This is a genomic window from Dactylosporangium cerinum, assembly GCF_042653625.1.
Lineage (GTDB): Bacteria > Actinomycetota > Actinomycetes > Mycobacteriales > Micromonosporaceae > Dactylosporangium > Dactylosporangium cerinum.
Window position 1 is genome coordinate 307,808 of the sequence record NZ_JBHSIU010000046.1, and the last position, 17,439, is coordinate 325,246.

Below are 17,439 nucleotides of genomic sequence, written 5' to 3' on the forward strand. Positions count from 1 at the left end.
GGCGGTTCGTGTCCGGTGGACGTGCCGAACCGGTGGCCATGGTGCGGACGCGGCGGAGCGCCGATCCTGCCGTCGCGATGTCCCACAATCCCGGGCCTGGCGGAGCGTCCGGGCATCGCAACGGCAGGATCGGCGCGGTCCGGGACCGGCGGGGAGCCGGGGTCAGGGGCGGACTGCGGCCCGGGCGGCGGCCGGGGTCTCGGCGGCCAGGGCGGCCTTGGCGAACTGGACGCATTCGTCGTGGGTGTGCGCGGCGAGGGCCTCACGGACCGCGGGGATGCTGCGGGCCGCCATCGACAGGCTGGTGATGCCGAGGCCGACGAGGACCAGGGCGAAGTCGGGGTCGGCCGCCGACTCGCCGCAGACGCCGACGGGTTTGCCGGCTTCGCGGCCGGCGGCGGCGCAGGCGGCGATGAGCGAGATGAGCGCGGGCTGCCACGGGTCGAGGAGGTCGGCGAGGTCGCCGCACATCCGGTCGGCGGCGAAGGTGTACTGGCTGAGGTCGTTGGTGCCGATGCTGAGGAAGTCGACGTCGCGCAGGACGGTGCCGGCGCGCAGGGCGGCGGCGGGGACCTCGATCATGACGCCGGCGGTGCGCAGGCCGTGGTCGCTGCAGGAGGCGGCGAACGCGGCGGCCTCGGCGGCGGTGGCGACCATCGGGGCCATGACCCACACGTCGGCCGTCGAGGCCGCGGCCGCCGCGGCGATCGCGGACAGCTGGATGTCCAGGACGGAGGGCATGGCACGGGCGACCCGCAGGCCGCGGATGCCGAGGGCCGGGTTGGGTTCGTCGGCCAGGCGCAGGAACGGCAGGGGCTTGTCGGCGCCGGCGTCCAGCGTGCGCACGACCACCTTGCGGCCGGGGAGCGCGGCGAAGACCTGTTGGTACGCGGCGACCTGCTCCTCGAACGACGGTGGTTCGGTGCGGTCGAGGTAGAGCAGCTCGGTGCGGAACAGGCCGACGCCTTCGACGTCCACGCCGGCCGGCAGGTCGCGGGCCGAGCCGATGTTGGCCAGGAGCGCCACGGGGTGGCCGTCGGCGGTCGCGCCGGGGCCGGCGGACGCGGAACGGCGGTCCAGCAGGGCCTGCTGCGCGTCGTTGACCGACTGCACGGCCGCGTCCGACAGGCCGACCGCGACAGCGCCGGACGAGCCGTCGAGGCTTACCCGTGCCCCATCTGCAATGTCCAGAACAGCACCGCAGCGGACCACGGCGGGGATGCCGAGGGTCCGGGCCAGGATCGCGGTGTGGCTCGTCGGCCCGCCCTCGGCGGTGATCAGGCCGAGGACGACGGACGGGTCGAGGCCGGCGGTGTCGGCGGGGGCGAGATCGCGGGCCACCAGGATGAACGGGTGGCCGGGCGACGGCACCCCCGGCATCGGCAGGCCGAGGCAGGCGGCGACGAGCCGGTCCCGCAGGTCGTCGAGGTCGCTGACCCGTTCGGCCAGGTATCCCCCGGCGGCCTCGAACGCGGCGCGGTGCTCGGCGAGCGCGGCCACGAACGCGTGCGGCGCGTCCGAGCCGGCGTCGACGGCGGCGTCGACGGCGTCCAGGAGCGTCTCGTCGGCGGCCATGAGGACCTGGGCGCGCAGGACCTCGGCGGCGGTGGCGTCGGCGGCGGCGTCGGCGCGCTCGCTCAGCCCCGACGTGACGGTGGCGACGGCGGCGCGGGCCCGGGACCGCTCGGCGTCGATGTCGATGACCGTCGGCGCGGGCGGGAGCGGGGGCGGCGGGGCCAGCCGGAGGACCGGCCCCGCGGCGCGTCCCGGGCTGACGCCGATGCCCTGCAGGTCAGCCATCTTCGGCGTCCAGGTCCCGCTCGAGGAGGGCGGCGAGGGCGTCGACGGCGTCCTGCGCGCCGTCGCCGTCGGCCTCGAGGGTCACCTCGGTGCCCTTCTTCGCACCCAGGGACAGCACGGACAGCATGCTGCGGGCGGGCACGGCCTTCTTCTCGCCGGTGCGGATGGTGACCGGCACTGGCTGTTTCGCGGCCGCGGCGACGAACAGCGCGGCGGGGCGCGCGTGCAGGCCGCTGGCGGAGCCGACGACGACGGTCCGGGTGGGCATCGACGACCTCCTGGGTCGGGTACGGGGGGTGGGGGTCGGTGCGAGGTGCAGCGCCCGCGCCGGGCGCGGCGCCGCAGCCGGCCCTACGGTTCGATGGTGACCTTGATCGCTTCACCGCGGGCCACGATGCCGAAGGCGTCGAGGGCGTCGGCGAGGGGCAGGCGGTGGGTGATGAGGTCCGCGACGGGGACCGCGCCGGAGGCGATGAGCTGCAGCGCCTCCTTGTTGTGGGCGGGGCTGGAGCCGTTGGCGCCGACGATGGTGAGCTCGCGGTAGTGCACCACGTTGGAGTCGACGGACACGACCGGCTTGTCCTTCGGCAGGCCGCCGAAGAAGCTGATTCTGCCCTGCCGCGCGGTCATCTGCAGCGCCTGCTCCTGGGCGGCGCCGGACGCGGCGGCGGTGATGACGACGTCGGCGCCGCGGCCCTCGGTGAGTTTCATGACGGCGTCGACGACGTCGGTCTCCGCGCCGCAGATGGCCGCGTCGGGACGGACCAGGTCGGCGGCGAGGTCGAGGCGCTCCCGGTTGAGGTCGACGAGGAAGACGCGGGCGGCGCCGCGGGCGCGGGCCAGCCGCACGTGCAGGCAGCCGATCGGGCCGGAGCCGACGACCACCACGTCGTCGCCGGCGCCGACGCGGGCGAGGTTCTGGCCGTTGAGGACGCAGGCGAGGGGTTCGGCGACGGATGCCTCGGCGTAGCTGACGCCGTCGGGGATGCGGTTGAGGCCGTCGACGTCGAGCACGTTGTGCGGCACGACCATGTACTCGGCGAAGCCGCCGTCGAAGTGGTACCCCATCGACACCTGGTTGGGGCAGACGGTCATCCGCCCGCGCCGGCACTCGCCGCAGCGGCCGCACGGGATCGCCGCGATGACCTGGACCCGGTCGCCGGGCGCCCACCCGGTCACGTCGGCGCCGACCTCGACGACCTCGCCGGCGATCTCGTGGCCCATGACCCGCGGCGGGACGATGTGGTGGTGGCCGTGGTTGTAGATCTTCACGTCGGTGCCGCAGGTCGAGCAGGCCCGGACGCGGATCTTCACGTCGGCGGGGCCCGGGGCCGGCTCCGGCGCGTCCTCGATGCGGACGTCGCCGGGGGCGTGGAACGTCAGGACTTTCACGATGTCTCCAGGAGTTGTAGCACGTCGGCGGGGTCGGTCGCGTCCCGGAGCCGCTGTGCTTGGTCAGGGTCCATCAGGACTTCCGCGAGGGAGGCCAGGATGTCGATGTGGCCGTCCCCGGCGGCGGCGATGGCGACGCAGACCCGCACGTCGTTGCCGTCCCAGTCGACGCCGTCGGGGAAGCGCAGCACCGCGAGGGCGTCGCGGCGCACGTTCTCCTTGCTGTTCAACGTGCCGTGCGGGATGGCGACGCCCTCGCCGATGTAGGTGGAGACGCTCTGCTCACGGGCGAGCATCGCGTCCACGTAGTCCCCGCTGACGGCACCCACCGAGACGAGGACCTCGCCGCAGCGGCGGATCGCCTCGTCCCGCGATCCGGCCCGTTCGTGGAGCCGGATCGCGTCGCCGGTCAGCAGGTCAGCCACTGAGCTCACCGCCGCGTTGGACGGCGTTGACCACCTTCGTCACCGCTGGGTCGCCGATGAACACCTGGATGGGCACGATCACCTTGTCGGGGGCGCTGACCCGGGCCCGGGCGGCGAGACCCTGGTGGCAGATGACCACGTCGGCGTCGGCCGGGATCCGGTTCACCGGGGTGTGCTCGACCGTGACGTTGGTTTTCGACAGCTGCCGCCGCAGGGTGCTGGCGAGCATGACGCTGCTGCCCATGCCGGCGTCGCACGCGACGACGACCTTCTTGATCTCGGTGCCGTTGATGGTGGGCATGCTCAGACCTCCTGGCGGGCCGGGGTCGGCGCTTCTGCGGCGGCTTCGTCGGCGTCCGCGGGCGGTTCGCCGCGGCCGAAGCCCAGCAGCAGCGAGGCGACGGCGAAGGTGACAGCGGCGGAGATCGCGATGCCGAGCAGGACGACGAAGTAGCCGCCCTTCGGGGTGACCGCCATGTAGGCGAAGATGCTGCCGGGCGCCGGGGTGGCGACGAGTCCGGCACCGGTGATCATGAAGGTGCCGACGCCGGCCGCGCCACCGGCGATCATGGCGAGGATCAGCTTGGGCTTCATCAGCACGTACGGGAAGTAGATCTCGTGGATGCCGCCGAGGAACTGCACGATGATCGCGGCCGGGACGCTGGGGCGCAGCGCGCGGGGGCCGAAGAGCATGAACGCGAGCAGCAGGCCGAGGCCGGGGCCCGGGTTCGACTCGATCATGAACAGGATGGACTTGCCCTTGTCGGCGGCCTCGGCGACGCCGAGCGGGCCGAGCACGCCGTGGTTGATGGCGTTGTTGAGGAACAGCACCTTCGCCGGCTCGACCAGGACCGAGGTCAGCGGCAGCAGGTCCTTGTCGACCAGCCAGTCCACCCCGGAGCCGGCGCGCTTGGTGAGCCACTCGACGACGGGGCCGATGCCGTAGACGCCGCCGATCGCCATGGCACCGCCGATGATGCCGGCGCTGAAGTTGTCGACCAGCATCTCGAACCCGGGACGGATCCGGTTCTCCACCAGGCCGTCGAAGAGCTTGAGGAGGTACGCGGTGAGCGGGCCGATGATCATTGCGCCGAGGAACATCGGCACGTCGGCGCCGATGACGAGGCCCATGGTGGCGACGGCGCCGACGACCGCGCCGCGCTGGCCGTGCACGAGCCGGCCGCCGGTGTAGCCGATCAGGACCGGCAGCAGCACGGTGATCATCGGGCCGACGAGCCCGGCGAGCTTCGCGTTGGGCAGCCAGCCGGTCGGGATGAACAGGGCGGTGATCAGCCCCCAGGCGATGAAGGCGCCGATGTTGGGCATGACCATGGCGGCCAGGTAGCCGCCCACGCGTTGCACGGAGGCCTTGAAGCCACCGCCTTGGACCTGCGGGGTGTAGGTCGACACGGGGTTCTCCTTCAGGAGGGCGGGCCGGAGCGCAGCAGGGGGCGGAGCTGGTCCGGTTGGGGGTGGATGGCGACGTTGTGACGGATCAGGTCGGCGGGGCCGGGCATGCGGCTGCCGGGCAGGCTGACCGCGGCGGCGCCCCAGGCCAGGCCTTCGGCGAGGGCGGCGGCGCCGTGGGCACCGGCGGCGAGGAACCCGGCCAGGAGCGCGTCGCCGGCGCCGACGGTGCTGCGGGGTCGGTCGACGGGGCAGGTGCCGGTGACGACCCCGTCGGCGTCGACGAGGACCGCGCCGTCGGCACCGAGGCTGGCGACGACCGCGCCGGCGCCCCAGGAGCGCAGTTGCTGGGCGGCCTCGACGACGTCGCCGAGGTCCGCGAGTGGGGTGCCGACGACCTCGGCGAGCTCGTCGCGGTTGGGTTTGAGCAGGGTCGCCCCGGCGAGCGCGGCCTCGCGCAGGGCGGGACCGCTGGTGTCGACGGCGACCCGGATGCCGGCGGCCCGCAGCCGGCGGCAGAGCTGCGCGTAGGCGTCGTCCGGCAGGCCCGGGGGGACGCTGCCGCACAGCACGACCCAGTCGGCGCTGCCGGCCCGGGTCAGCACCCGGTCGGTGATCTCGTCGAACTCGGCGCGGAACATCGCCGGGCCGGGCTCGTTGACCTTGGTGACCGTGCCGTCGGGCTCGGCCAGGGTGATGTTGGAACGGGTCCGGCCGGTGATCGGGACCGCGAGGACCTCGACCCCTTCGGCCTTGAGCAGCCGGACGAGCTGGCCGCCCTCGTCGCCGCCGCACGGCAGGACCGCCACGGACGGCACCCCGTTGGCGAGCAGCGCCCGGGACACGTTGACGCCCTTGCCGCCGGGGTCGAGGTGGGCGGCGGTGGCGCGGATGACCTCTCCCCTGGTCAGCGCATCCACCTCGACCGCCCGGTCGAGGCTGGGGTTGAGCGTGACGGTTACGATCATGCTCGGCTCACTCGTACGCCGGCCGCCTCGAGGTCGCCGACCAGGTCGTTGTCGGCGACGGTGTCGGTGATGAGCAGGTCCAGGTCGGCGAGCTCGCCGAACCGGGCCAGGTAGTCGTTGCCGAGCTTGGTGTGGTCGGCGAGCAGGACCGTGCGCCGGGCGGCGCGGATCATGGCCCGCTTGACCGCGGCCTCGGCCGGGTCGGGGGTGGTGAGGCCGCGTTCGACGGAGATGCCGTTGGTGCCGACGAACGCCACGTCGACGTACAGGTCCGCGAGGGGCCGCAGCGACCAGTCGTCGACGGTGGCGAGGGTCTTGCCGCGGACCCGCCCGCCGAGCAGCAGCACGTTGAGGTTGGGGCGGACCCCGATGGTGGTGGCGATGACCGGCGAGTTGACCACGACGGTCAGCTCCCGGTCGGCGGGCAGCAGCGAGGCGAGGCGGGCGGTGGTGGTGCCCGCGTCGAGGATGATGGCGCCCTCCTCGGGCACCTCGGCGAGCGCGACCTTGGCGATGCGCTCCTTCTCCTCGATGAGGACCGCGTCACGGGTCGCCAGGGCGGGCTCGAAACCGATCCGTTCGACCGGGATCGCCCCGCCGTGCACCCGGCGCAGGACGCCGGCCCGCTCCAGCATGGTGAGGTCCCGGCGGATGGTCTCCGTCGTGACGTTGAGCTCGTCGGCCAGGCCCGCGACCTCGACCCGGCCCTTGGCGCGGGCGATCCGGAGGATCTCCTGCTGCCGTTCTTCCGCGTACATCGTGTTGTTTCACCGCCGTTTCGTTTTGCTTGTGCTTTGTTTACGCCCGCTTGTGTTGGAAGTCAAGAGTGGCCCCACAACGAACCAGATGACGAGCACGACCGACACCTGCCCGGCGCCCGCCTTCAGCGCGGCGGTGCGGGCCGGGTCACCGATCCACCAGATCCCGGCGCCGAGAAATGCGCAGGTCAGGGCCCACGCGATGGCCGCCAGGCCGAAGAGACGCCACTCGTGTGCCCGCTTGTCCGTTGGTTTCTGTGGTTTCGGGCCGCCGGCGAAGCGATGCGCGAACCGCACGTCCGCCCAGCGCACCATGCTGTGCCCGAACGCGAGGGAGAACCCGAGATACAGCGCCGCCAGGGCGTGCCGCGACCCGGCCGTCGCCCCGCCGCGCAGGTCGGCGGCGCACGCGACGAGCAGCACCAGGTCGACGACGGGCACGGCGGCCAGCACCACCGCACCGGCCCACGGGCGGCGCAGCGGATACCGCAGCACCAGCCCCGCGGCCAGGACGATCCAGAACGCGATCTCACAACCGATGATGAATCCGATGACCATGATCTGAGGGTTCCGTGCAAAGCGGCCCGGCGCGTCGGCCGTGGCGACGGCTCGGGTGTACATCCTTCGTCGCATATCGGGGTCCCGGCCCGAAGTGGTGGAATCGTGGGCATGAAAGGACGCGCGGTCGACCTCCTGCTGGCCGGGGCCGGGCTGGCCGTCGGGCTGCTCATGCTCCTCACCGGGCAGTACCACGCCCGGGCCGGCGTCGGCTGGCTGCTGCCACCCCTGGTCGTGTGCTGTGCGGCGCTGCTGCTGCGGCGCACCGCGCCCCTCGCCTCGGTGCTGATCGGCACGGTCGCGGTCACCGCCGACGTGATCGTCGGGCCGTCCCTGGCCACGCCGCTGGTCTACACGCAGGTCCTGTACGACGCCTGCGTGCACGGCCGGCAGTCCCTGGCCCGGGCGCTGCTCGCCTGCTCCGTCGTCGGCTCGGTGGTGACCGCGGTCGTGGCCCTCGTCGTGTTCCGCGACGTGCAGGCGCTCGGCCTGGCGGTCCTCCTCGCGCTGGTCACCGTCGTGCCGGTGCTGACCGGCACGCACGTGCGGCACCACCGCGAGCAGGCCCAGGTCGCCCGGCAGCTGGTGCGCCTCGCGGAGCTCGACCGGGCCAACGCCGTGGCCGGGGAGCGCGCCCGGATGGCCCGCGAGCTGCACGACGTCATCGCCAACCACCTCAGCGCCGTGGCCATCCACGCGACGGCCGCGCTCAGCACCGACCTCGGCCCGGACGGGACCCGCGACGCGCTGCGGGTCATCCGCGAGAACAGCGTGCGGGGCCTGGCCGAGATGCGGCAGCTCGTCGGGTTCCTCCGCGACCCGGCGGCCGGCGAGGACGTCACGGCCGGCCTGGCCGACCTCGAGGACCTCGCCGGTCGCGCCAGGCGTTCAGGTCTGGCCGTTGCGGTGTCGGTCCGGGGTACACCCGCCGAGCTGCCCACCTCGGTGGACCTGGCCGCCTACCGCATCGTGCAGGAGTCGCTGACCAACGCGCTCAAACACGGCGACGACGGCCGCGTCACGATCGAAATCGACTACGGCCCATCCACAGTGGACATCGCCGTGGCGTCGCCCCTGGCCGGTGGCGCGCCGCGCACCGACGGCGCGGGCGCGGGCGTCATCGGTATGCGGGAACGCGCCGAGCTGCTCGGCGGCTCCTTGGCCGCCGGTCCACGCGACGGCGGCTGGCTGGTCGCCGCCCGGCTCCCCCGCGAGGTCAGCGCGTGACAGTGCGGGTGCTGGTCGCCGACGACCAGGGGGCGGTCCGCGCCGGTCTGGTGCTGATCCTGGGTTCCGCGCCCGACCTGGAGGTGGTCGGTGAGGCCACCGACGGGCAGCAGGCGATCGACCTGGCCCGCGAGCTGCGCCCCGACGTCGTGGTCCTCGACGTCCGGATGCCCCGCCTCGACGGCATCGCCGCCACCCGCGAGCTCGTGGCGCTGGGCGTGCCCGGCGTGCTGATCCTGACCACGTTCGACCTCGACGAGTACGTCTTCGGGGCGCTGCGGGCCGGCGCCGCCGGGTTCCTGCTCAAGGATGCCGAGGCGGCCGACCTGCTCGCCGCGGTCCGGGCGGTGGCCAGGGGCGACGGCGTCATGGCGCCCGCGGTGACCCGGCGGGTGATCGCCACGTTCGCGGGCCCGCCGGCACCCCCGGTCGACCTGGGCGAGCTCACCGAGCGTGAGCGCGAGGTACTACGGTGCCTCGGCGACGGGCTGTCCAACGCCGAGATCGCCGTCCGGCTCGGCATCGCCGAGGCGACGACGAAGACGCACGTGAGCCGGGTCCTGGCGAAACTCGGCCTGCGCAGCCGGGTCCAGGCCGCCATCGCCGCCCAGGGCCTCAGCATGGACTGAGGCCCTGGGCGGCGATGGGGCGCGGCTTACGCCAGTGGCGCGGACGCCGGGGTGATCGGGGCCGGGAGCCGGCCGCCGCCACCCAGGTACTGGTGGACCGCCGCGGCCGCGGAGCGGCCTTCCGCGATCGCCCAGACGATCAGCGACGGGCCGCGACGGGCGTCACCGGCGACGAAGACGCCCGGGACGGCGGTCTGCCACTCCTTGTCGGTGTCGATCGTGCCGCGCCGGTTGCGGGGCAGCTCGACCTGCTCCAGGTGCGGGCCGGGCTGCGTGCCGGCGAACCCGATCGCCAGGAACGCCAGGTCCGCGGGGATCTCCCGGATCGTGCCCTCGACCTCGGTGAGCGTGAAGCCCGGGCCGAGGACGACGTCGACGAGCTCGACCGCCCGCAGCTGCCCGTTGTCGTCGCCGATGAAGCGGCGGATCGTGCAGCCGTAGTTGCGCTGGCCGCCCTCCTCGTGCGCGGAGGCGGTGCGCAGCATGATCGGCCAGGTCGGCCACGGGTTGCGGTTGCTGTCGCGCTGCGGCGGCGGCAGCGGGACGACCTCGACGAGTTGCACGCTGACCGCGCCCTGGCGGTGCGCGGTGCCGAGGCAGTCCGCGGCCGTGTCACCGCCGCCGACGACGATGACGTGCTTGCCCGCCGCGGAGATCGGCGGGGCGTCCAGCTTGCCGGCGACGACCTTGTTGGAGCCTTCCAGGTACACCATCGCCTGATGGATGCCGGTGAGCTCGCGGCCCGGCGTGTCGGGCACGTCGCGGGCGTCGAGCGCGCCGCAGGCCAGGACCACCGCGTCGTGCTGCTGGCGCAGGTCGGCGAGGGAGACGTCGACGCCCACATTGCAGTTGGTGACGAACGTCACGCCCTCCGCCGCCATCTGGGCCAGCCGCGCGTCGATGTGGTGCTTCTCGAACTTGAAGTCCGGGATGCCGTAGCGCAGCAGACCGCCGGGGGCGTCGCTGCGCTCGTAGACCGTGGTCGCGTGCCCGGCGCGGGCCAGCTGCTGCGCCGCGGCCAGGCCGGCCGGGCCGGAGCCGACGACGGCCACGGTGCGACCCGACGGCGCCACCACCGGGAACGGCCGCAGCGGCCCGTCATCGGTGGCGCGGTTGATGATCTCGACCTCGACCTGCTTGATCGTGACCGGGTCGTCGCCGATGCCGAGGACGCAGGCGGCCTCGCACGGCGCCGGGCAGAGCCGCCCGGTGAACTCGGGGAAGTTGTTCGTCGCGTGCAGCGCGTCGGCGGCGCGGTCCCAGTCGCCGGTGCGCACCAGGTCGTTCCAGTCCGGGATCAGGTTCCCCAGCGGGCAGCCGTTGTGGCAGTACGGGACGCCGCAGTTCATGCACCGGCTGGCCTGCTCGTGGATCAGCTGGCCGTCGGCGCGCTGATAGACGTCGCGCCAGTCGGCGACCCGCTCGGGCACCGGCCGCAGCAGCGGCAGTTGACGACCGTACTTCAGGAACCCCGTCGGATCGGGCACAGCTGACCTCCACCGTTTGCCTGGCGGCGCAAATCGAAGGTGGGACAGCGTTGGCCCGGGATATGGCACCTTAGCCGCCCCGCCCATGGCCTTCACAAGGGGCCACCCCTGCCCAATGCGCCACACCACCTTGACATGTGACCAATAGGTCACATAACTTCGAGTAGTGGATGACGACGATCGCGTCTTCAAGGCACTCGCCGATCCCACCCGGCGGTTCCTGCTCGACCTGCTCTTCGCGCGTGACGGCCGCACGCTCACGGAGCTCGAGTCGGAGCTGGCGATGTCCCGCTTCGGGGTCATGAAGCACCTCAAGGTGCTCGAAGACGCCGACCTGGTCGTGACCCGCCGCGCGGGGCGGGAGAAGTTGCACTTCCTCAACCCGATCCCGATCCGCCAGGTGCACGACCGGTGGATCGACAAGTACACCGAGCACCACGTCACGGCACTGCTGGAGCTGAAAGCCGACCTCGAGGAGAACGAGTCATGAGCAGCACGCAGGTCTACAAGGTCTACATCAAGGCGACCCCGCAGAAGATCTGGGACGCGATCACCACCCCGGAGTGGACGGCACGCTACGGCTACCGCGGCGCCAACCACATGGACCTGCGCCCGGGCGGCGAGTTCCGGGGCCTGTCCAACGAGGGCATGATCGCCGCCGGCGCCCCGGAGCTCGGTGTCGACGGCGAGATCGTCGAGGTCGATCCGCCGCTCTACCTGGTGCAGACCTGGCGGATGCTGATGGACCCGAACCACATCCCGGAGGGGTTCACCCGCCTCACGTACCAGCTGAAGGAGGGCAAGGACGGCGTCACGTCGCTCACCGTGACCCACGAGATCGGCGACGAGGCCGGCCTGGCCGAGATGCTCGCCGGCGACCTGGAGGACATGGGCGCCGGCGGCGGCTGGCCGTGGATCCTCAGCGACCTCAAGTCGCTGCTGGAGACCGGCACCGCGATGACCGGCTGACCACCGACCGCGCCGGCAGATACATCCTATGTATCTGCCGGCGAAGGCGGCGTGGTCACGGACACTCTCGGACGAAGCCGAGCGATGCGGGCATTGACGAAGCCAGACGTCCAATGTTAACTGCTTGTTACACGAGAGGCTCGACGGCGCGAGGCTCCCGCTCCAGACACGAAGGAGAGTTTCTGTGGGCAAGCCCCGCCGACTCGCCCTCCTGGCGGCCGCCACCGTCCTGTTGGGCACGTTCGTCACCCTGATCCACGGCCAGAACGCCACCGCGTCGACGACCGACGAGGCGTTCAACCCCGGCACCGGCGCACTCGACGTCGACTACGCCGGCTACCTGGGCAAGCACGACATCGTCTACAACAGCCCGCAGACCAATCCGCTGCACGGGCTCACCGTCGGCAACGGCAAGACCGGCGCGATGGTGTGGAACGCCAACGGCCTCACCATGCAGGTCTCCGGCGTGGACCTGTCGCAGCAGTCGGCGTTCGCGGCGGGCCTGGTGAACCTCAACACCAGCCCCGGCCTGGACACCGGCGCGAACAGCTACCAGCAGCGGCTGTCGCTCTACGACGGGACCCTGACCACCCGGTACACCTCCGGCCGCAGCGTCACCGTCATGGGCGTGCCCGGCTCCGAGGTCATGGGTGTGCACGTCGAGGACGACCGCACCGGACTCGGCGCGACCACGCTCGACCTGAGCCTGTGGGACCCGAACTCGGTCACCAACAGCGCCGACGTGCCCAACCTGGACACCTGGAAGCAGGTCAGCACGTTCGCCGACGCGACCGCCGCCGGGTTCAGCCGCGGGCAGAGCGACGCCAACGGTTTCGGCTACACCTTCGCCGCGACGGTGGAGGGCGCGGCGTACACCACGCAGGTCGTCAACGGCACCCGGGTGCGGCTCAACATCACGCCGACCGGCAGCTACACGATCTGGTTCACCGCCGCCAGCCGGGTCAACTCCCCCGGCGCCAACTCGGTGACCCAGGCCCGCAACCAGCTCGCCGCGGCGAAGAGCACCGGCTACCTGACCAACCTCAACAACTACCGCAACTGGTGGCACGCGTTCTGGGCGAAGTCGTTCGTGCAGTACAGCGGCGCCGCCGGCACCGGGGACTACCTGGAGAACGTCTACTACCTGTCGACGTACATGATCGCGGCAGGCGGTTACGGCAACTACCCGTTCCACTTCATCAACGGCGTGTTCCGGGCGACCGAGGACCGCACCAAGTGGAGCAACGGCTACTGGTTCTGGAACCAGCGCGACGTGTACAACTCGTTCCTCGCGTCGAACCACGTCGACCTCTTCGCCACCGAGAACCGGCTGTACAGCCGCAACCTCACCGCGTTGAAGGCCTACACGCAGACCAGATACGGCATCGACGGGCTGTGGGTGCCGGAGACGATGGGCTGGGACGGCAACGCGCGCGGCACCGTCGGCAGCGACTTCGTCAACGACATCTACTCCACCGGCACCGAGGCCGCCTACAACATGTACCTGCAGTACCGGTACACCAACGACACCGCATACCTGCAGAACACCGCGTACCCGTACATGCGCGAGGCGGTGAAGTTCTACCAGTCCAAGCTCAGCTACGACGCCGGCACCGGCCGGTACTACATGGCGACGTCGAACGCGCACGAGACGTACTGGGACGTCAAGAACGCGATCACCGACCTGGCCGCGGTGCGACTGCTGTTCCCGCTCACGATCCAGGTCAGCAACCAGCTCGGCCTCGACGCCGGCCTGCGCGCCGGGTGGCAGAACGTGCTGGACCGCATCGAGCCGTACAAGACCAGCAACGGCGCATGGCTGCCGCACGACCCGCCGGCCCCCGCGCAGCAGCGCAACGGTGAGAACGTCACCTCCGAGCTGATCTGGCCCTACGACCTGACCGGCATCGGCGCGCCCGACTACCAGACCGCGCTGAACAGCTGGAACACCCGGCCCAACCCGTACAGCAACGTATGGGCCAACGACGCCGTCCAGGCCGCCCGCCTCGGCCTCGGCGACCAGGCGCTGCAGGGCATGAAACTCATGCTGCAGCGCTACCAGAACTACCCCAACGGCATGACCAACAACACCAACGGCGTCTTCGAGTACCTCGGCGTGCACCTGGCGGCGATGAACGAGACGCTGCTGCAGTCCTACAACGACAAGATCCGGGTCTTCCCGGCCGCGCCGAACGACACCAACTTCATCGGCAGGTTCACCCTCCTGGCCAAGGACGGGTTCCAGGTCAGCTCGGAGCGGGAGGGCAACGAGACCAAGTACGTCGGCATCAAGAGCCTCTACGGCAAGCAGGCCCGCGTGGTGAACCCGTGGGGCACCGCCGAGATCCGGGTCCGCCGGGCCTCGGACAACGTGACCCTCACGACCACGACGGCCGGTGAGGTCACCTTCGCCACCGCCGCCAACACCGTGTACATCGTGGAGCGGACCGCGAAGCCGCTGACGTCCTACACCAGCACCTCGCTGAGCGGCACGGTGAACAACGGCGTCAAGTCGCTGTCGGGCACCGCGTCCACGCTCGGCACCGGCGGCGCCGGCACCCCCGGGCTGGTCAACAACACCGCGCTGACCTACGACGCGAACTGGCACCTCACGACCGGCCGCGGCTACGGCGACTACAACGACGACACCCACCACTCCACCACCGTCAACGCCACCGCCAGCTACACGTTCACCGGCACCGGCGTGGAGCTGCTGTCGGAACGCTTCAGCGACATGGGCAACGTCGACGTCTACATCGACAACGTCTTCCAGGCCAACGTGAACCTGTTCGCCAGTGGCGCCCGCCAGGCCCAGCAGGTGGTGTACAGCAAGACCGGCCTGACCAACGGCACCCACACGATCCGCGTCGTGAACAAGACGACCTCGGTCGGCATGATCGACGCGCTGCGGATCCTCACCGGCGGCACCCCACCGACCGGCACCGGCCAGTCGCTCATGGCCCAGGTCAACAGCCGCTACGTCACCGCCGGGTCCGGCCCGCTGATCGCGAACCAGACGACCGTCACCGCGGCGGAACAGTTCGAGATCGTCGACCTCGGCGGGGGCAACGTCGCCCTGAAGGCCAAGGCCAACGGCCAGTTCGTCTGCGCGGAGAACGCCGGCGCCAACCCGCTCGTCGCCAACCGCGCCGCGGCCGGCTCGTGGGAGACGTTCAGGCTGATCCAGAACTCGGACGGCACCGTCAGCCTCCAGGCCACCGTCAACAACAAGTACGTCGTCGCGGAGAACGCCGGTGCCGCCGCGCTCATCGCCAACCGGGACGCGATCGGCCCCTGGGAGAAGTTCATCCTCGGGTAGACCGGGGTTTGCGACAGGCCGAAGGACCCGGGGATCCTTCGGCCTGTCAGCGTTCGCGCATCAGGAAGCCGTGCAGCTCGACCGCCTCCGCGTCCACCCGCTCGGCCGGGGCCTCGTCGTCGGACGCGAGTCCCTCGGCATAGAACCCGAGGAGCTCGCCCATCGCCCGTTCCCCGAGCGCCAGCGGGTGGAACGGCAGCGGATAGCCGTCGACCGCGTGGTCGCCGTTCCAGTACGTCGACTCGAACGGCAGCCGTTCGCCGAGGTCCTCCAGAATCCCGAAGTCCGGCGCCACGCTGAGCGAGCGGATCAGCCGCCCGTCCTCCCACACCGCGAACGCCGTCCAGTCGACCACGCTGTGCATCGCGTGCAGGATCACCCTCCGCCCGCCCTCCGCCGCGACCAGGCGGGCGGGGAGCTGCGACGGCCGGTCCAGCGCGATCCGCTGGTCGCAGACGATCGCCAGACCGGGCACCGCCAGCGCGCAGGTGGTGTCCTCGGGCGGGTACACCGCCTCGAACAGCGCCCACGGCTCCTCGCCGTCGGGCTCGACGTCGCGCTCCGGCCAGAGCCGCCGCAGCAGCGCGGCCGCCTCGCCGGCGTCGGTCGACGTCGTGCCTCGCAGCACCGGGATCACGCCAGCCCCGTCGGCGTACACGAGCATCGCCGTCTTCGCACCCACAAGTCCACCCCCGTTCGGTGCCCGCAGGCTAGCCCGTGCCAGGCTCGCGTGGTCGACGACGCCCCGACCGCCTGCGGCCGGGGCGTCGGGCCGTCAGGCGGCGAGGGCGAGGTCCCGCGGCGGGGCGGTGAAGTCGCGGACCGGCAGCGGGGCGAGGGCGTCGTGCGCGACTCCGGCGATCACCCCGCTCGCCGCCTCGGGCACCCCGGTGCCGAGCTGGGTGGTGCCGCCCGGCGCAGTCGTGAGCATGCCCGCGGTCGCCAGCTGGGGTGCGGCGACCACCAGGGAGAAGGTCCGGCGGTTCGTGGTCAGGCCGAACTGGCCGGACACCGGGCGGTCCACGGCGGCGCGCACGGGGGTGGTCAGGACCTTGCCGGCGCCGCAGCGGTCGCCGAACGCGGACCGGTCGCCGAGCGGGCAGCGGCCGGCGTCGATCGCGGCGCGGGCCACCTCGGCGCGCAGCACCGAGGTGCAGTTCGGCCCGATGCCAGGGACCGGGTGGCCGCCGGCGTCGGCGACCTTGGCGACCGGGAGTGGGTCGCAGTGGGTGCCGTCGGCGGCGAGGGTCGCGTAGGCGTTGGCCAGGTCCAGGGCGGTGGTCGCGGAGACGCCGAGGGTGAACGCGCCCCAGTTTGCGTTGCCCGCCGCCTCGCTGAGCGCCTGGTCCTCCTTGCTGCGGAAGACGATGCCCAGGCGCTTGGCCATGGCGATGGACTGGTTCGCGCCGATCTGCTCCTGCAGCGCCACGAAGTAGGTCAGCACCGAGTGGCCGAACGCGTCCCACATGGTGCGGCGGCCCGACTGGTACGCGGGATCGCCGGTGTTGGCGGGGCACCAGTACCCGCCGTTGCAGGCTGCCGGGCTCGACGGGTCGATGCGGTACTTCGACTGGTACACCCGCTTCGTGTCGATCGCGTGGTCCAGCCGGAGGCCGCTGTTCAGCGCCGCCGCCAGGGTGAACATCATGAAGGGCGCACCGGCCGCCACGCCGGGCATGTCCGCGTCGCCGGAGATGAGCGGGGCCACGGTGTCCGGTCCGGCGGGCAGTCGCAGCGGCGGCTGGTTCGGATCGGCCGAGCTCGTGGGCACCGGCGGACGGCGGAAGTTGCGGTTCACGGCCATCGTCTTGACCAGGCCGGTGCCGGGCTCGATCGCGGCCAGGGAGAACACGTTCGGGTCAGTGACCGGTAGCAGCGCGTCGACCCGCCGTTTCGCACCGGCCTGCAGCTGGACGTCGAGCGACCCGCCGATGCGGTACCCACCGTGCAGCAGCCGATCGGTCCGCTGCGCCAGGTCCTCACCGAAGAGGGCCTGCGCCTGCCACCACGTGACGAAGTACTCGCAGAAGAAGCCCCAGTCGTTGACCGGGGCCCGTACGCAGCCGTCCCGGGGATCGTCGGTGTCGAACCGCGCGATGAGCGTCGTGCCGTCGGCCGCGTACAGCTCCGATGGTTTGGGGGCGGCCGCGGGCGCCTGCGACCTGCCGGGTGCGGCCGTGTCCCGGGACGACTGCCACACGACCACGCCGATCACGGCGACCAGCACCAGGACGACCGCCACCGCCAGCAGCGCGCGCCGGTTGACCGGCCCGGGTTCCGGGCCCGACTCGATGATCGACTCACTGGTTGATGCCCCCGCCATGCCGCCCCCTTTGTAAGGGAATGGATGATATCGACTGCCCTCACCGCCCGCTGACCCGAGGGGCGCGTGCACATCGACGCGATCCACGCACCCGCCGGCCTGGAGTCCGACGGGGCATTGTTCGCCCACCTGAAGGTCCCGGTGCGGCGCCGGGCGTGCCGTCCGGGCGACGGAGAA

General features: G+C 71.9%; 17 protein-coding genes. 5 read left to right on the plus strand and 12 right to left on the minus strand.

What is annotated here, in order from left to right; translation table 11 throughout:
* Positions 1 to 162: 162 nt before the first annotated feature.
* From ptsP to ACFPIJ_RS35270, 9 genes are all read right to left on the minus strand, one after another.
* Positions 163 to 1,800: a phosphoenolpyruvate--protein phosphotransferase gene (gene ptsP, locus ACFPIJ_RS35230; protein WP_380121759.1), complete on the minus strand. Its 1,638-nt coding sequence runs from the start codon at positions 1,798 to 1,800 to the stop codon at positions 163 to 165.
* A complete protein-coding gene (locus ACFPIJ_RS35235) occupies positions 1,793 to 2,068 on the minus strand; it encodes an HPr family phosphocarrier protein (RefSeq protein ID WP_380121761.1) in 276 nt (91 codons plus the stop codon). The genes ptsP and ACFPIJ_RS35235 overlap by 8 nt, the downstream gene beginning before the upstream one ends.
* An 83-nt stretch (positions 2,069 to 2,151) precedes the next feature.
* A complete protein-coding gene (locus ACFPIJ_RS35240; RefSeq protein ID WP_380121763.1) occupies positions 2,152 to 3,192 on the minus strand; it encodes a zinc-dependent dehydrogenase in 1,041 nt (346 codons plus the stop codon).
* The gene (locus ACFPIJ_RS35245; RefSeq protein ID WP_380121765.1) at positions 3,189 to 3,617 is read right to left on the minus strand and encodes a PTS mannitol transporter subunit IIA; all 429 of its coding nucleotides are present in this window, start codon (positions 3,615 to 3,617) and stop codon (positions 3,189 to 3,191) included. Before ACFPIJ_RS35245 ends, ACFPIJ_RS35240 begins: the two co-directional genes overlap by 4 nt.
* Positions 3,610 to 3,918 (minus strand): PTS sugar transporter subunit IIBC family protein, encoded by a 309-nt coding sequence (locus tag ACFPIJ_RS35250; protein WP_380121767.1) that lies wholly within the window; start codon positions 3,916 to 3,918, stop codon positions 3,610 to 3,612. Before ACFPIJ_RS35250 ends, ACFPIJ_RS35245 begins: the two co-directional genes overlap by 8 nt.
* Before the next feature lie 2 nt (positions 3,919 to 3,920).
* A complete protein-coding gene (gene mtlA, locus ACFPIJ_RS35255) occupies positions 3,921 to 5,027 on the minus strand; it encodes a mannitol-specific PTS transporter subunit IIC (protein ID WP_380121769.1) in 1,107 nt (368 codons plus the stop codon).
* An 11-nt stretch (positions 5,028 to 5,038) separates the two neighbouring features.
* On the minus strand, positions 5,039 to 5,992 hold the full coding sequence (gene pfkB, locus ACFPIJ_RS35260) for a 1-phosphofructokinase (RefSeq protein WP_380121771.1): 954 nt from the start codon (positions 5,990 to 5,992) through the stop codon (positions 5,039 to 5,041).
* Positions 5,989 to 6,750 carry a DeoR/GlpR family DNA-binding transcription regulator gene (locus ACFPIJ_RS35265; protein WP_380121773.1) on the minus strand — a complete coding sequence of 254 codons (762 nt, stop codon included), beginning with the start codon at positions 6,748 to 6,750 and terminating at the stop codon, positions 5,989 to 5,991. Before ACFPIJ_RS35265 ends, pfkB begins: the two co-directional genes overlap by 4 nt.
* A 9-nt stretch (positions 6,751 to 6,759) precedes the next feature.
* Complete coding sequence (locus ACFPIJ_RS35270; protein ID WP_380121775.1) at positions 6,760 to 7,308, minus strand: hypothetical protein; 549 nt, start codon at positions 7,306 to 7,308, stop codon at positions 6,760 to 6,762.
* Between the two features lie 111 nt (positions 7,309 to 7,419).
* Here ACFPIJ_RS35270 and ACFPIJ_RS35275 point away from each other — a divergent pair, with 111 nt between their 5' ends.
* The gene (locus tag ACFPIJ_RS35275) at positions 7,420 to 8,535 is read left to right on the plus strand and encodes a sensor histidine kinase (RefSeq protein WP_380121777.1); all 1,116 of its coding nucleotides are present in this window, start codon (positions 7,420 to 7,422) and stop codon (positions 8,533 to 8,535) included.
* Entirely contained in the window at positions 8,532 to 9,164 is a 633-nt protein-coding gene (locus tag ACFPIJ_RS35280; RefSeq protein ID WP_380121779.1) for a response regulator, read from the plus strand. Before ACFPIJ_RS35275 ends, ACFPIJ_RS35280 begins: the two co-directional genes overlap by 4 nt.
* 26 nt (positions 9,165 to 9,190) lie before the next feature.
* Here the strand turns inward: ACFPIJ_RS35280 and ACFPIJ_RS35285 are convergent, their stop codons facing one another.
* A complete protein-coding gene (locus ACFPIJ_RS35285; protein WP_380121781.1) occupies positions 9,191 to 10,651 on the minus strand; it encodes a glutamate synthase subunit beta in 1,461 nt (486 codons plus the stop codon).
* A gap of 166 nt (positions 10,652 to 10,817) precedes the next feature.
* Between ACFPIJ_RS35285 and ACFPIJ_RS35290 the strand changes: the two genes are divergently transcribed.
* From ACFPIJ_RS35290 to ACFPIJ_RS35300, 3 genes are all read left to right on the plus strand, one after another.
* Positions 10,818 to 11,141 (plus strand): ArsR/SmtB family transcription factor, encoded by a 324-nt coding sequence (locus ACFPIJ_RS35290; RefSeq protein ID WP_380121782.1) that lies wholly within the window; start codon positions 10,818 to 10,820, stop codon positions 11,139 to 11,141.
* On the plus strand, positions 11,138 to 11,620 hold the full coding sequence (locus tag ACFPIJ_RS35295; RefSeq protein ID WP_380121784.1) for an SRPBCC family protein: 483 nt from the start codon (positions 11,138 to 11,140) through the stop codon (positions 11,618 to 11,620). Before ACFPIJ_RS35290 ends, ACFPIJ_RS35295 begins: the two co-directional genes overlap by 4 nt.
* A gap of 184 nt (positions 11,621 to 11,804) precedes the next feature.
* Positions 11,805 to 14,939: a fascin domain-containing protein gene (locus tag ACFPIJ_RS35300; protein ID WP_380121786.1), complete on the plus strand. Its 3,135-nt coding sequence runs from the start codon at positions 11,805 to 11,807 to the stop codon at positions 14,937 to 14,939.
* A 46-nt stretch (positions 14,940 to 14,985) separates the two neighbouring features.
* Here the strand turns inward: ACFPIJ_RS35300 and ACFPIJ_RS35305 are convergent, their stop codons facing one another.
* Positions 14,986 to 15,621, minus strand: coding sequence for a DUF6928 family protein (locus ACFPIJ_RS35305; protein WP_380121788.1), 636 nt, complete (start codon positions 15,619 to 15,621; stop codon positions 14,986 to 14,988).
* 93 nt (positions 15,622 to 15,714) lie between these two features.
* Entirely contained in the window at positions 15,715 to 17,262 is a 1,548-nt protein-coding gene (locus ACFPIJ_RS35310; RefSeq protein WP_380121789.1) for a penicillin-binding transpeptidase domain-containing protein, read from the minus strand.
* Between the last annotated feature and the right edge of the window lie 177 nt (positions 17,263 to 17,439).